This window comes from Alphaproteobacteria bacterium (genome assembly GCA_033762625.1).
Lineage (GTDB): Bacteria > Pseudomonadota > Alphaproteobacteria > UBA9219 > RGZA01 > RGZA01.
Genome location: JANRLI010000003.1, coordinates 101940 through 115247, shown reverse-complemented (window position 1 = coordinate 115247; position 13308 = coordinate 101940). Strand labels below are relative to the sequence as shown.

Annotated in this window: 12 protein-coding genes; 2 read left to right on the top strand and 10 right to left on the bottom strand. The window is 47.9% G+C overall.

What is annotated here, in order from left to right:
- Nucleotides 1–433: 433 nt before the first annotated feature.
- Together SFW65_01335 and SFW65_01330 are read left to right on the top strand one after the other, a co-directional pair.
- Complete coding sequence (locus SFW65_01335) at nt 434–3136, top strand: hypothetical protein (protein MDX1921759.1); 2703 nt, start codon at nt 434–436, stop codon at nt 3134–3136.
- A 25-nt stretch (nt 3137–3161) separates the two neighbouring features.
- Nucleotides 3162–4121 carry an alpha-L-glutamate ligase gene (locus SFW65_01330; GenBank protein MDX1921758.1) on the top strand — a complete coding sequence of 320 codons (960 nt, stop codon included), beginning with the start codon at nt 3162–3164 and terminating at the stop codon, nt 4119–4121.
- 69 nt (nt 4122–4190) lie between these two features.
- On the opposite strand, the gene ccoS is transcribed toward SFW65_01330, so the two are convergent.
- The 10 genes from ccoS to SFW65_01280 form a co-directional block, all read right to left on the bottom strand.
- Nucleotides 4191–4361, bottom strand: a complete 171-nt coding sequence (gene ccoS, locus SFW65_01325) for a cbb3-type cytochrome oxidase assembly protein CcoS (GenBank protein MDX1921757.1) — start codon at nt 4359–4361, stop codon at nt 4191–4193.
- 11 nt (nt 4362–4372) lie between these two features.
- Nucleotides 4373–6553 (bottom strand): heavy metal translocating P-type ATPase, encoded by a 2181-nt coding sequence (locus SFW65_01320; protein ID MDX1921756.1) that lies wholly within the window; start codon nt 6551–6553, stop codon nt 4373–4375.
- 9 nt (nt 6554–6562) lie between these two features.
- On the bottom strand, nt 6563–7051 hold the full coding sequence (locus tag SFW65_01315; protein ID MDX1921755.1) for a FixH family protein: 489 nt from the start codon (nt 7049–7051) through the stop codon (nt 6563–6565).
- 1 nt (nt 7052) lies between these two features.
- A complete protein-coding gene (gene ccoG, locus SFW65_01310; protein ID MDX1921754.1) occupies nt 7053–8507 on the bottom strand; it encodes a cytochrome c oxidase accessory protein CcoG in 1455 nt (484 codons plus the stop codon).
- Nucleotides 8508–8521: 14 nt separating this feature from the next.
- Nucleotides 8522–9406 (bottom strand): cytochrome-c oxidase, cbb3-type subunit III, encoded by an 885-nt coding sequence (gene ccoP / locus SFW65_01305; protein ID MDX1921753.1) that lies wholly within the window; start codon nt 9404–9406, stop codon nt 8522–8524.
- 3 nt (nt 9407–9409) lie between these two features.
- On the bottom strand, nt 9410–9550 hold the full coding sequence (locus SFW65_01300) for a CcoQ/FixQ family Cbb3-type cytochrome c oxidase assembly chaperone (protein MDX1921752.1): 141 nt from the start codon (nt 9548–9550) through the stop codon (nt 9410–9412).
- Complete coding sequence (gene ccoO / locus SFW65_01295; GenBank protein ID MDX1921751.1) at nt 9550–10302, bottom strand: cytochrome-c oxidase, cbb3-type subunit II; 753 nt, start codon at nt 10300–10302, stop codon at nt 9550–9552. Before ccoO ends, SFW65_01300 begins: the two co-directional genes overlap by 1 nt.
- 4 nt (nt 10303–10306) lie before the next feature.
- Entirely contained in the window at nt 10307–11725 is a 1419-nt protein-coding gene (ccoN, locus tag SFW65_01290; protein MDX1921750.1) for a cytochrome-c oxidase, cbb3-type subunit I, read from the bottom strand.
- On the bottom strand, nt 11722–12426 hold the full coding sequence (locus SFW65_01285; protein MDX1921749.1) for a sulfite exporter TauE/SafE family protein: 705 nt from the start codon (nt 12424–12426) through the stop codon (nt 11722–11724). The genes ccoN and SFW65_01285 overlap by 4 nt, the downstream gene beginning before the upstream one ends.
- A 128-nt stretch (nt 12427–12554) precedes the next feature.
- Nucleotides 12555–13307 carry a fused MFS/spermidine synthase gene (locus tag SFW65_01280; protein ID MDX1921748.1) on the bottom strand — a complete coding sequence of 251 codons (753 nt, stop codon included), beginning with the start codon at nt 13305–13307 and terminating at the stop codon, nt 12555–12557.
- Between the last annotated feature and the right edge of the window lies 1 nt (nt 13308).

The window sequence follows — 13308 nt, the reverse complement described above, 5'->3', positions numbered from 1 at the left end:
CCAGGCGTTTAGATGTAATAATTACTATGCTTTTGGCGCGTTAATCCCTATTAATCTAGTTGACAATCAATGCTTTCAACCTTAAATTCATCCCATACTTTGAAACAGTATCGCGGGATTTGAGGGCTTGCTTGCAACCGCGTTATCAAGTGCTAAAGCGCTATAGCTGGAGGGATTTTGTGAACCCTCTTATTTGAAAATGCAGTTTGTGAAACGCCTTTTCAAGCTCAGCTGTAGTCCCTCCAAATAACATTCTGGGTTTCATTCGCCCAAAGGGTTTCATTTGCCCATGTTGTTTGTGAGATGTGATGTACAGCATGGGCGTCATCTTTTCCTTTAGATAACCCCACATCCATTTAATGCGCCAAGTTGCGCTGCATGGTGATGTTATGTTTGTGCATCAAACATAATTTTAATTTTTTGTGGAAGCGTTATGAGTGTACTAAACAACTTAAAAAAATCATTCAACCCATCGAACCTACACGGCGTATGGTCGCATGGCGCAGCAAGCTCTGTATTCAAAGAGGCTCCCGGTACTTTGGTGATTGCCAAAGACGGTCATATTCCTTTTATTTTAAGCAAGTTGCTTTCACGCGAAATTCGATTTGAAGGCAATGTTCAAATTGCCGAAGATGTAACAATCCGCCGCAAATCTTTTGTAAGCGGTACCGCGCAACATCCCAGCATTTTGAAAAGCAAATCCATGGTTATGGATTATTGCGAAATTGAAGGTAGCGTTTTGGAAGAAGGCGCAGGCTTTGCACATGGCGGCATTTCCAAATATGCGACATGGGGCGCATGGTCGTTTGCTAATATTGAACCGATTTTAAATGGCACACCCGATGCGCGCATCACTGTTCAACCCGGCGCGTATATCGGCCCTGGCGTAAACGTGCCAAAGGGCGCGGAAATTCATGCCAATAATTATTACATCGGCAATCCGGTAAAGATTTTTCCTACTGTTCTGCTTGACCAAACAACATTAGAACCGCTTCAAGGCTGGGATGCGTATTACGCAGGAACTGCCGGAAAAAATGGCTCGAAAGATATCGTGTTCCGCCCGATTACATTAAGTGATGAACAGCTTGATGTAATTGACGCGCAGACTGCAAAACTTGCAACGCTTGATAAAGGCAGCGAGGAATACGAAGCCATCAAAGATACATTGGTCACAACATTGAAGCGTGTGTGGCGTCTTGGCTCCCGCCCGCGTCATTTACCGCCATTCAGCAATCAAGATGTCACCACCTTAATTGAAATTGGCGCCAAACAGTGGATCAAGGATCAAAACCGCAGCCTGTTCCACAGCCCCACCCTTTCCAACTGGCTATGGTTTTATCACCAGACCCAACACCTCAAACAAGTTTCATATCAGCAGGAAGCTGCAAAACAATTCGGCGATATTGTTTGGCATAATGCGCCGTTGCAGTCCGAAATTCTGCACCTTGACCGCGCACATCGCATTCTGGTTGCAACCGGTAATCACGATACGCAAGATTTACAAAATCTGATTAAAGCAAAGCTGTTTTTGCTTGGCGCCTATGAACCTAAAGCGAATGAAGATGCGGCATTGAATAACGCCTTTTTGAATGCCAACGCCATTATTGCAGATACACAAAGCGCGTTAAACACAATCACCCACGATGTAAATCTCATTGTGCATCGCAACGCCATTATCGATCAGGCATTAAAGCCAGTAAATATTGCTGACTCCGTTTCGTTTGTAGCGACTGCACAAGAACGTGCACTGTTAAGCGAACGCCTTGGTCAATTCGCAGCACTTTATCAGCATGTTCCAGAAGCTGCGAAAGTGATTAAGGTGAAGGAAGATCCAAACCGCATCCTTAGCGAGCGTGAAGTTCCATCATGGATCCAGGTACTTAACCCCAAACGTACAAACTTTGTAACCTTGGCTGATGGCCCGAAAGTACGCAGCTTTGCTGGGCACGTTCCCGTGGTTTATGACGGTGCAACATTGGTTGGCAATGTTGACCTCAGCGGGGCGGTGCATATCGGTTTTGATGTAACCGTTATTAACGGCAGCTTGGCTTCCGAACAATCGGCTGCGCCGTTTACTGCCTATGGTCATGTCATTTTGGATAACGTGATTGGTCATACCGCTACCAAAGAACGTCATCCCGCTTTAATTGATGGCCGCGTTGCGCCAATCATCATTAAAGATAGCCATCTTCACGGCGCAGAAGTTGAAGGATCCACCTTTGCCGAAAAGACATTGCTATCCGATGAAGGCGTTATCCGCGGCGTTGTCGCCAATGGCGCGATGAATATTGGACAAAGCTTTGTACGGGATTCCAATAGCATCGTATTCGAAGGCGGTAGCCCAAGTAATGATGCATTCAGCAAAGGTGATGCCGCAGCTTATAAGGCATGGTGGGATCAAAGCGAATTTAAAGGCCTGCCATTTGAGCAAGACGCAGTGAAGCGTAAAATCGTTGAAATCTATGGCGAACGTCGCGCGGATGCAAAAGCTGCGCTGGCTGAAAAAACGGATAAATACGGCCCATTATATAATGTCTCCGCACAATTACAGGCTGCTGTACTTAATCTGAAGAATGGTGTGCATATCCTTAGAGCATTAGGTGATGTCCGTAATGCCGAAGAGCTGTCTTTATATATGGAAGGCATTCAATATCAAATCGGCGATCGCGATACGCTTTCGGTTGGCGCATCTGAACGCCTTGAAGCGAAAGGTCAGTTGACCCGCGCATCAAATGCGTTATCTGCCATTGCTGAACGCGGCAAAGTATTTGAAGTTCCAAACTGGGAAGAAAGCCAATCACCATACGCCTATTCACATGAAGATGGATTAAAGCTCGCAAAAAGCACTCATCGCCCTGTAACGGCGAATGCGCAGCGCAATTTTGATCTTGCGGACCATCCATTGGTGACCGGTGAACACTATGCCGGCATCAAACATGCGATGACATCGGAAGATGCGCCGCGCCGTGGCCTACGCAAGACTGTTGAATTCCATCCTGAGCACATTAAGTTGATTGTGGAGCAGATCAACCATGTCCAAGGTATTATTTCGGCGTTGCGTGCGGAAGCGCTCAGCAAACCTCAATTAACAGCACAAAATCGCAGCGGTGTTGCAGCGCCGCGTTTAACAGTATAGTTATACCCATATAAGGAGAGCGCATATGAGCACAGTTTATGTTTTACACGAAAACGAACAATGGTTTGCACCCATCCGTAAAGTTCTGGATGAGCGCGGCATAAAGCATGCCAGCATTTTTCTTGATGGCGGCAGCATTGATTTAACGCAGCCCCCAGCGCCCGGTGTGTATTTCAACAAAACCAGCGCATCTTCCTATACCCGCAATCATCCTAATGCTCCGGATTATTCTGCGGCGATTTTAACGTGGCTTGAAGTAAATGGCGCCCGCATTATCAATCCATCCAGCGTATTACGTTTAGAAATCAGCAAGGCCGACCAATATGTACGCCTGCAAAAAGCCGGCATTAATGTGCCACGCGCCGTTGCATGTTTTGGCAAGGCCGATATCCTGGAAAAAGCCAAAACATTCAAAGCGCCATTCATCCTGAAACCAAACCGTGGCGGTAAGGGCATTGGCATCCAGCTCATTCAATCCCTCAAGGTTTTGGAAGATTATTTAAACCATCCTGAATATACCAGCTCCATGGATGACATCATGTTGCTGCAAGAATACATCAAAGCACCGCAGCCATTCATCCACCGCCTTGAATTCATTGGCAGCAAGTTTGTATACGCCGTAAAGGTGGATACCAGCCAAGGCTTTGAATTATGCCCCGCCGAAGCATGCCGCATCGACACCCCTGCCCCCGCTGGCGAAGTCTGCATGACGACATCTGCGGGCAATTTGTTTGAAATCCAGAAGGATTTTAATGACCCGATTGTTGCAAAGCTTGAAACATTCCTTGCTGAAAATTCTATCAGCGTTGCAGGCGTTGAATTCATTCGTGATGCCTCTGGCAAAACCTATGTCTATGATATCAACACTAACACGAACTATAACCCACAAGCTGAAAAAGAAGCGGGCATCTTTGCCATTGAAAAGTTGGCGGATTATCTGGAAGCAGAACTGCGCAAAAGCGCCGAGCAATTAAAAGCTGCTTAGTGCACATACAACGTAATAAAAAGCCGCCTTTATCAGGCGGCTTTTTTTATTGCTGGTTATATCGTCGAGTTATTCACCGTGGCGATCTTGGGGTTGTTCCTGCAAGTCATCGTGCAAAATGCGTGATGCATTACCCTCGGGATCATCGAACTGCCCCGACTTCAACGACCAGTAAAACGCTGCCAACCCGATAAGGCCCAGTAACAGTGCCACTGGGATAAGGTAAAGCAAAATATCCATGGGATTACCTATCAATCTCTTATCTTCAACTGGTGCAAGCGAAGCGCGTTCAATATTACCAAAATCGAGGAGGATGACATCGCCAGTGCAGCAATTAATGGGGTAACATAACCCATAACCGCCAACGGAACAGCAAGAATGTTATATGCTAGCGCAAGGATAAAGTTCTGTTTAACCAACGCATTCGATTTTTTAGCAACGCATAAAGCGGCAAGAACCGGCTGAAGCCTGCTCCCCTGAAATACCATGGATGCAGCGTTTTGGGTGATATCCATCGCGGTAGAGGGCGACATGGATACAGTCGCGGCCGACAAAGCCGCCGCATCATTCAGCCCATCGCCCACATACAGAACCTTGTGACCGGATTTGATTAGTTCCTGGAGTGCATCATGTTTTGCTTTCGGGTTCATGCCGCCGCGAGCATCATCTATGTGTAACACTGAACCAATATGCTTTGCGACGGCCTCGCGGTCACCGGAGAACATGGCAATATGATACCCCTGCTTTTTTAAAGCGGTAATCACGCTAATCGCATCGGGGCGAAGCTCATCTTCGAATACAAAGCGCTGCGGCGGGTTTGTATTTTCCTGAAACCATATCTCCATCGCATCATCGGCTATTTTTGGTGCATGACAGAAAGCGCCCTGCCCCAAGCGCCAAAGATTGCCGTTTAGCGTTGCTTCCAGTCCTTGGCCAACGATTTCCTGCGCATCCAGCTCAAATAATGGCTGCGTATTATATTCAACCAAGGCACGTGCAAGTGGATGCTTACTGTATCGCGCAAGGCTCGCGGCTTTTTGTAGGATGTGCCGGTCAACATAACTGCCATTGGTCAGTGCAGGATGCCCCAGCGTCAAGGTGCCAGTCTTATCAAATAGAATGGTATCCACACTAGCCATGCGTTCCAACGCATCTGCAGATTTTACGAGCACCCCTTTACGGAAAAGAAAATTGCTAGCCAACACCTGCACTACAGGCACAGCCAAACCCAGTGCACATGGACATGTGATGATGAGGACACTAATCGCAATCAGTAATGCATGCGTCCATCCCGCCTGCATGATGAATAGCCATCCCAGAAACGATGCCAACGCCATGAAATGCACAAACGGGGTATAGGCACGGGCAATTTTATCCGCAAGACGGACATATTTGGCCTGCCCTTGTTCGGCCTTCTCCATCAAATGGATAATCTCAGACAATAATGTTTCATTACGCGCACCTGAAACTTTTACCGTAATCGGCGCAGAAAGATTAATCATACCCGCAAAAACAGACGCGCCAGGCTGTAAGGATTGCGGCAAGGTTTCACCAGTCAGCAAGGCTGTGTCGGCTTCGGACACGCCGCTGACGACCGAACCATCCGCCATGATTTTCTCGCCCGCTGCAACGAGCAGCGTCATGCCTTCGCTTATATCCTTCACGGGAATACGTTCTTGCAAACCGTTGCGCAACACGGTCGCTTCCCCTGACATCATAAGCAATAAGTCATGCGCAGCCGATCGGGCTTTGCCACGCGCGCGGATATCGAGATAACGCCCGATAAGCAGGAAGAACAGCAACATAACGCCAGAATCAAAATAGGCATGTTCGGCATGATTTCCGGTTTGCACGATACTCATGGCGCTAGACAGCACAACCGCCAAAGAAATCGGCACGTCCATATTGGTGTGCCCCTTGGACAACACATTCCAAGCCGATTTAAAGAATGGTTGTCCCGCAAACAACACCGCAGGCAATGCAATCATCGCAGAAATCCAGTGCATCACATCGCGGGTGGCAAACCCCATGGTGGTTTCATCGCTGCTCCACAACCCAACGGATAGGAGCATGATGTTACCTGTCGCAAACCCAGCTACTGCAAGGCACAATAACAGAAAGCGTTCTTCCTTCTTTTGCTCGTCGCTGTTTTTGGCTTCATCGCCTACAGCAAGGGTATATCCGTGCTCTAGTACTGGTTTCAGCAATTCCTTGAAACGGCCAGAATTACCCTTCCATGACAGTGCGAGACGTTTTTCTGTCACATTCACCCGCGCTTCCACATTCGGTTCTTTTGCGAGCAGATGTTCAATCATAAAGGCGCATGACGCACAGCGCATTCCGCCTACCAGCAAGCCCAGACGGTGCCCGCCATCAGGCGTATGAGTGATAAAGGACGAAAAATCAGGTACGACAATTACGGTTTCAGCCATGGACTGATTTTAATCCAAAGTGACGCGTTGACCAGCCTGATATGTAAGCTCGCCATATTTCACGGCAATTCGTGCTTCCCACAACCCTTTCAGCGGTACCGGCGTCTCACCAACATAGCTTCCAGGGGCATCTTCCTTCAATGCCAAAGTGATATCGTGACCGGCTTGCGTTGGCCGGATAAGCATGAACTGTACTTGTGCACGGATCAGTGGCTTATTGTTTTTATCCACTAATTTAAAATGGATATGGGCGTTTTGCGCCGGTTGCTTTTCGATCTTAAAATCGCTGGTCCAGCCAAGAGCGTCTTGCGCGCGCTGTTTTTCAATCGTACGGTTGTAAGCAAGACCGTTTTGATAAGCGTGGGTACTGACAACGCCTCTCTCCGTGCTTGTTGCAAGCCATGCAAAACCAGCCATCAACCCCGATAGCACTACAAAAAACGACACAAAAAACCATGGTATATACTTATCGATGGGTTTGCGGACAATGTCGGTCATATTACTGGGCCTTTCCGATAAACATGGTTTTGGTACGTGCTTCGCTACCATCGCTGGTACTGCGGATAACGAATTCGATGTCACGCCGGACTTCTTTTGAAGGCAATTCAGCTGCCACTGTTACCCTGAATTCTCCAACACTATCGGCCAAAACGCCAAGCTTTTCCGGTTCGACCTCTGTGGCCGCAAGGATTTTAATGGATTTGACATCTACGCCGTTCACGGAAAGCGCAAAAGTTTGGTCATGCAGATTCCGGTTCAAAATGTGTATCTTGTAGCTATTGCGCACTGAACCATCCGATAGGGTCACGAATAATGGATTGCGTTCATGAAGTACATTAAGGGTGAACGGCGCACGTCCCAGCAAGCTGTACAACATAATGGCACAGACGAGCGTCATCACACATACATAGTAAATCGTGCGTGGACGAAGAAGATGATTTTTCTCTTTGAATACTTCGCCCTTGCTGTGGCATGCGGCGCGTGCCTCTTGATTATTCGCGGTATCATAGCGGATAAGATTCCCCGGTAATCCAACCTTGTCCATGATATCGTTGCAGGCATCTATGCACAGGCCGCAAGCGATGCATTGGTATTGGAGACCATTGCGGATATCAATACCCACAGGACAAACCTGAACACACGCGTTGCAATCAACGCATGCGCCCCGATTATCCCAGCTATCGCCTTTTTTGTGACTACCGCGCGGCTCTCCGCGTTCCTTATCGTACGAAATGATAAGCGTACCGCGGTCGAACATGCCCGACTGGAAACGGGCATATGGGCACATATATGCGCAGACTTGTTCACGCGCAAAACCGGCCATGATGTATGTGGACGCTGTCAACGCATAAATCCAAATCTGGGTTTGCCATGGCACAGATAAATGGATGATCTGATCAATCAATGTAGGTGCATCGGTAAAATAGAGCGTCCAAGCGCCCCCAGTCGCCGCACCGATAACGATCCACAATATGTGCGTTACGACTTTACGCCAGATCTTGTTGAAGTTCCATTGTCCTTTATCCAGCCGTTGCCGTGCGACATGGTCGCCTTGGATAAAATGCTCAACTTTTACAAAAAGATCCGTCCACACCGTTTGCGGACAAGCATAGCCGCACCATACACGACCAAAAAGCGATGTTGCAAAGAACAAGAACAGTGCCGCTAATATCAGTATACCCGCAAAATAATAGACTTCCTGTGACCATATCTCGAACATAAAGAAATAGGCGCGACGCCCTTCCATATCGATCAGTATAGCCTGACTGGGAACATGTGGCCCGCGATCGAACCGAATAAAGGGCGTGAAGTAGTAAATTGCTAGCAACACTGCCATCACAGCCCATTTCAGGCGACGAAAGGTGCCGGTTATATCCTTTGGATAAATTCGGCGTGCCTTTTCAAAGAATTTAATCTTCGGGGCATCGGCTTCAGAAAGCGACTTATCAGTCATAACCTATCCTAGCTTTACTTCTCTCCACCGCCAAGCGAGTGCACGTAAATCGCAAGTGCCTTGATGGTATCATCGTCAAGTCTGCCTTCCCATGTTGGCATCACGCCGGCATGCGCATTGGTTACACTGGCAATAATCGACTTCTTATCGCCACCATAGAGCCAGATGGCATCATTCAGACGCGGCGCACCCTGGTTGCGATCCCCTCCTCCTGTTGCGCCGTGACATGCCACGCAGTTATCGGCAAATATTTTTGCGCCACGTGCGGTAGCTTCGTTGGTTTCTGCCGCGCTGCCCTTGTGCAATTGCTCCACATAACTGGCTACATCTTTTATCTCATCAGGCTTCAATACACCGTCCTTGCCGAAGGATGGCATCTGCGAGAACCGTGTATCCTTATGCGTGCTACGAATACCAACTTTAATACTGTGATAGATATCGTCCAGCTTGCCGCCCCACAACCAGTCATCATCATTCAAATTGGGATAACCGTTGCCGCCAGCCGCACCCGAACCATGGCATGCCGCGCAATTGGTTTTGAATGATGCCAAACCTGCCTGCCGTGCATATTCGAAAAGCTGAGGGTCGTTAGCAATATCCTGTAACGGCGTGGCAGCTAACTGCTCTGCAAATTTCCCTCGGATTGCCTGTAAATCCCTCTGATTGTCTGACAATTCCTGTTTGGTGCTCCAACCCAGAATACCCTTGGTGTTGGCGGCGATGGTTGGCCATGCAGGAAATAATATCCAGTAACCGATTGACCAAATGATACAGATGATGAATACCAGCAGCCACCAACGCGGCGCTGGGTTATTCAATTCCTTGATTCCATCCCATTCGTGCCCCGTAGTCTCCACACCGGAAAACTTGTCTTTTTCTGGCTTATTCTGTTCCGACATAACTTACTCCTTAAACGGGATCTGGGCACGTTCCTGCAACTTCGACTTGTTAGCGGGCCAATAAGCCCACACTGCAATCACAATGAACGATATAAAAAAGCCAAGCAGCGCAAGATGCGGTGCATTATCCATGAGCCAGGTCATTATGGTTTTGCTCCCTTATCCTTGATTTCCAAATCGGGGTTGTAAGTCTTAAAATCAACCAGCGTGCCAAGCATCTGCATGTAAGCGATCAACGCATCCATTTCGGTAACGCGGTCTTTTTGACCATCGAAATCGCGGTTGATAACCTTATTGCCGTAACGATCTGCCAGCCCTTTGGCATCACCATCGGGGTCGGCTTGAGCCAGTGCATCGTCATAGGCATGCTTGATGTGTTCATCCGTATAAGGGACGCCGGTGATACGCAGCGTTTCCATATTTTCATGAATGAGCTTCAAGCGTTCCTTAATGTCCGTATTGCGTAGGAAGGAATAGCGCGGCATAAGCGATTCCGGCACAACACTGCGTGGATTGATAAAATGCGCGACATGCCACTCATCGGAATATTTTCCGCCCACCCGCGCCAGATCAGGCCCGATGCGACGTGAACCCCATTGGAACGGATGATCGTACATACTTTCCGCAGCAAGGCTGTAATGGCCATAGCGTTCCACTTCGTCACGTAATGGGCGGATTTGCTGGGAATGGCACACATAGCACCCTTCCCGTACATATACATCTTGCCCTGCTAATTCCAGCGGGGTGTATGGGCGCATGCCTTCGACTTTTTCAATCGTCGTTTCAATACGAAACAACGGAATAATTTCAACCAATCCGCCAATTGCTACCATAATCACGATACCGACCAGAAGAACAAAGGAATTTTTTTCGAAGAATTCGTGCTTTTTGAACATAGTCTTATCCTTGCTTCACAGCGATGGGCTGAACGTCTTTAATTGTGCGATAGAGGTTGTAACTCATGATCAGCGCACCAAAGAGGAACATCACCCCGCCAACCAACCGCAGTACATAATATGGGAATAGCGCTCCCACCGTTTCGGAGAACGAGTACCTTAAGAAACCAAGTTCATTATATTCGCGCCACATCAGGCCTTGCATAATGCCCGCAATCCAGAGCGCAACAATGTAAAGCACAATACCTGTTGTTGCGATCCACAAATGGAGACGAACAAGATTCATGGAATACAAGCCAACTTTTTTCCATAATACGGGAACCAAGTGATAGATTGCGCCAAAGCTGATGAATGCAACCCAGCCCAATGCGCCCGAATGCACGTGACCAATCGTCCAATCGGTGTAATGCGAAAGCGCATTCACAGATTTGATCGACATGACGGGACCTTCAAAAGTACTCATGCCATAGAATGAAATGGCGATGACCATGAATTGCAGCACGGGGTCATCACGCAATTTATGCCATGCGCCTGACAGCGTCATGATGCCGTTGATCATACCGCCCCAGCTTGGCATCCACAGCATGATGGAAAAAGTCATGCCCAGTGTTTGCGCCCAATCTGGCAACGCGGTGTAATGCAAATGATGTGGGCCCGCCCAGATATAAATGAAGATGAGCGACCAGAAGTGTAGAATAGACAAACGGTATGAATACACCGGACGGTCCGCACGTTTTGGCACAAAGTAATACATCATGCCCAAGAAGCCCGCGGTCAAAAAGAAACCTACCGCATTATGGCCATACCACCACTGCACCAACGCACCCTGCACGCCAGAAAGCACAGGATAGCTTTTGGTGATTTGCCCCAGCGATACAGGAATGTTAATGTTGTTGAACAGATGTAACACTGCAACCGTTACAATGAATGCAAGATAGAACCAGTTCGCCACATAAATATGCGGCTCCTTGCGGTTCTTTAAAGTCATCATGAAGTTGACAAGATAAGCAACCCATACAACGGTCAGCCATAGATCAACATACCATTCAGGCTCTGCGTATTCTTTGCCTTGGGTAATACCCAGAACATAACCACTGGCAGCAAGTACAATAACCAGTTGATAGCCCCAAAACGTGAAGTCCGATAGCCAATCACTCCATAACCGTGTCCGACAGGTGCGTTGAACCACAAAATAGCTGGTGGCAAACAATATACAGCCGCCAAATGCGAAAATAACAGCCGATGTATGAACTGGACGAAGGCGGCCAAAATTGAGCCATGGCTCGATGTTCATCGTTTCCGGAAAGCATAATTGCGCAGCAATAAGGCAGCCTACCAGAAAGCCAACAATCCCCCAGAACATAGCGGCAATGGCAAATTTCTTTACAATCTCATCATTATACGAAACGGGAACAGTATTCATGATAAGCGTACTCCGGCTAGAATAAAAAGGGCAATGGAATTGGCAAGCGTCAAACCTTTACGGATGCCATTCATCCATTCGGGTTTTTTCGATGTGATATGGTTCTTAAAAATCGCCACTGCATTTAAAGCAGGCATGGTCGCCAGCGCGAAGAGCGCCATCCCTGCGCCGGCCATCCACCAATGCGGGGCAGATGCCGCGATTAAAACTGCCGATAATAATAAGCCGCATGGCAGAAACCCAAGGATGATACCCATCACATAACCCCGCCAGCCTTTTGGGTTCTTGCTTAAATCTGTGATCGTCGCCTGCATGGCACGTGGCAGTGAAGGCAGTTGTACGGTAAGCCCGGAAAACCCAAGGAATTGTAAAAAGAACAACATCCCTCCGATCGCTAACAGTGCGGCAGGCAAAATGTTGCCAAGCAATGGAACCGCATGTGCAGTTCGGTTGGCGAATAATGCAGCGATCACCCCTAAAAAGGCATAGGTTGTCATACGCCCCAAATGGTAAGGCAGTAACAACATACCTTTCAGTCGCTCAAGTTTATTTTCGGAAATGCTTGGCGTGAATGACATGATGAAGGGTCCACACATACCTGTGCAATGCGTGACACTACCCGCCAAGCCCGCCATAAACAGGCTTAACATCAATCCGCCTTGCTGCGTGATTTCATGATGACAAATGGTTGCGTCGGTCACAGGCACTCGTTATGAAGATTCTTCACGCCGAATATGCCCTATCTAGCTATAAAAATTCCTGTGACATAATGTCATCGTCCATAAGGACAGGCTATTGAATAAAGACTGAAATAGTACTGATTGTAGGATTACCTGATCGAACGGCACTTCTTAGGCATTACTACCTGCTTGCATACTAAGCCCTTCATGTCTGCTTTGACATAAGATGGTTCACTTCCATCCGGCACTGCAATACCGTTTAACGACCCACCAACGATCAATGTATTGCGATCTTTATGTCCCGGCCAATCATAGATGGATATATCCATATCGGCTATCGCTGCATTTGTAGAAATGCGCTTTGCGCACTTATCTGCATCATTTTTTGTAATTACATTCATAATGAACACGCCCCCACTGCTTAAAACAGCTTTTGCGGCTGCAAAAAACTTTTTTGCTCTGAACCCGGTAGGAACATTATTCATTGAATCAAAAACATCAACCACCACTGCATCAAATCGTTGGCGGGTTGTGCGAATATATGTCAGGCCATTTTCAGCAACACACATCACTTCTGCGGGCATATAAAAATAATCGCGCGCTATGGTAAAAGCGACCGGGTTGATGTCGACCACCGTAACTTTGCATCCACGGCGCATCAACATCGTGGCCAGTGTGCCTCCGCCGCAACCAATGATCAACACTCGTTTGGGTGCTTTCAACTGAACGCGCGTTTGAAGGATGATTTGTTGCATAACATGCACGTAGGCGCATACGCTGATACCGCGTGGCGTAGATTGGCTGTGAAAACACCCACTCTGATAATAGGACAACGTCCCATCCTTGCTGCGTGAGATGCGGATAATGCCGAACGGGGTCTTGAATTGTTTTAGCAGTGCCATC

Bases quoted from the DNA above. Each gene is read 5' to 3' on its own strand.
- SFW65_01320 (MDX1921756.1), bottom strand. From the start codon at position 6,553: ATGGCTGAAACCGTAATTGTCGTACCTGATTTTTCGTCCTTTATCACT.
- ccoN (MDX1921750.1), bottom strand. From the start codon at position 11,725: ATGAATACTGTTCCCGTTTCGTATAATGATGAGATTGTAAAGAAATTT.
- SFW65_01335 (MDX1921759.1), top strand. From the start codon at position 434: ATGAGTGTACTAAACAACTTAAAAAAATCATTCAACCCATCGAACCTA.
- SFW65_01300 (MDX1921752.1), bottom strand. From the start codon at position 9,550: ATGACCTGGCTCATGGATAATGCACCGCATCTTGCGCTGCTTGGCTTT.
- SFW65_01330 (MDX1921758.1), top strand. From the start codon at position 3,162: ATGAGCACAGTTTATGTTTTACACGAAAACGAACAATGGTTTGCACCC.
- ccoP (MDX1921753.1), bottom strand. From the start codon at position 9,406: ATGTCGGAACAGAATAAGCCAGAAAAAGACAAGTTTTCCGGTGTGGAG.
- ccoO (MDX1921751.1), bottom strand. From the start codon at position 10,302: ATGTTCAAAAAGCACGAATTCTTCGAAAAAAATTCCTTTGTTCTTCTG.
- SFW65_01315 (MDX1921755.1), bottom strand. From the start codon at position 7,051: ATGACCGACATTGTCCGCAAACCCATCGATAAGTATATACCATGGTTT.
- ccoG (MDX1921754.1), bottom strand. From the start codon at position 8,507: ATGACTGATAAGTCGCTTTCTGAAGCCGATGCCCCGAAGATTAAATTC.
- ccoS (MDX1921757.1), bottom strand. From the start codon at position 4,361: ATGGATATTTTGCTTTACCTTATCCCAGTGGCACTGTTACTGGGCCTT.
- SFW65_01280 (MDX1921748.1), bottom strand. From the start codon at position 13,307: ATGGCACTGCTAAAACAATTCAAGACCCCGTTCGGCATTATCCGCATC.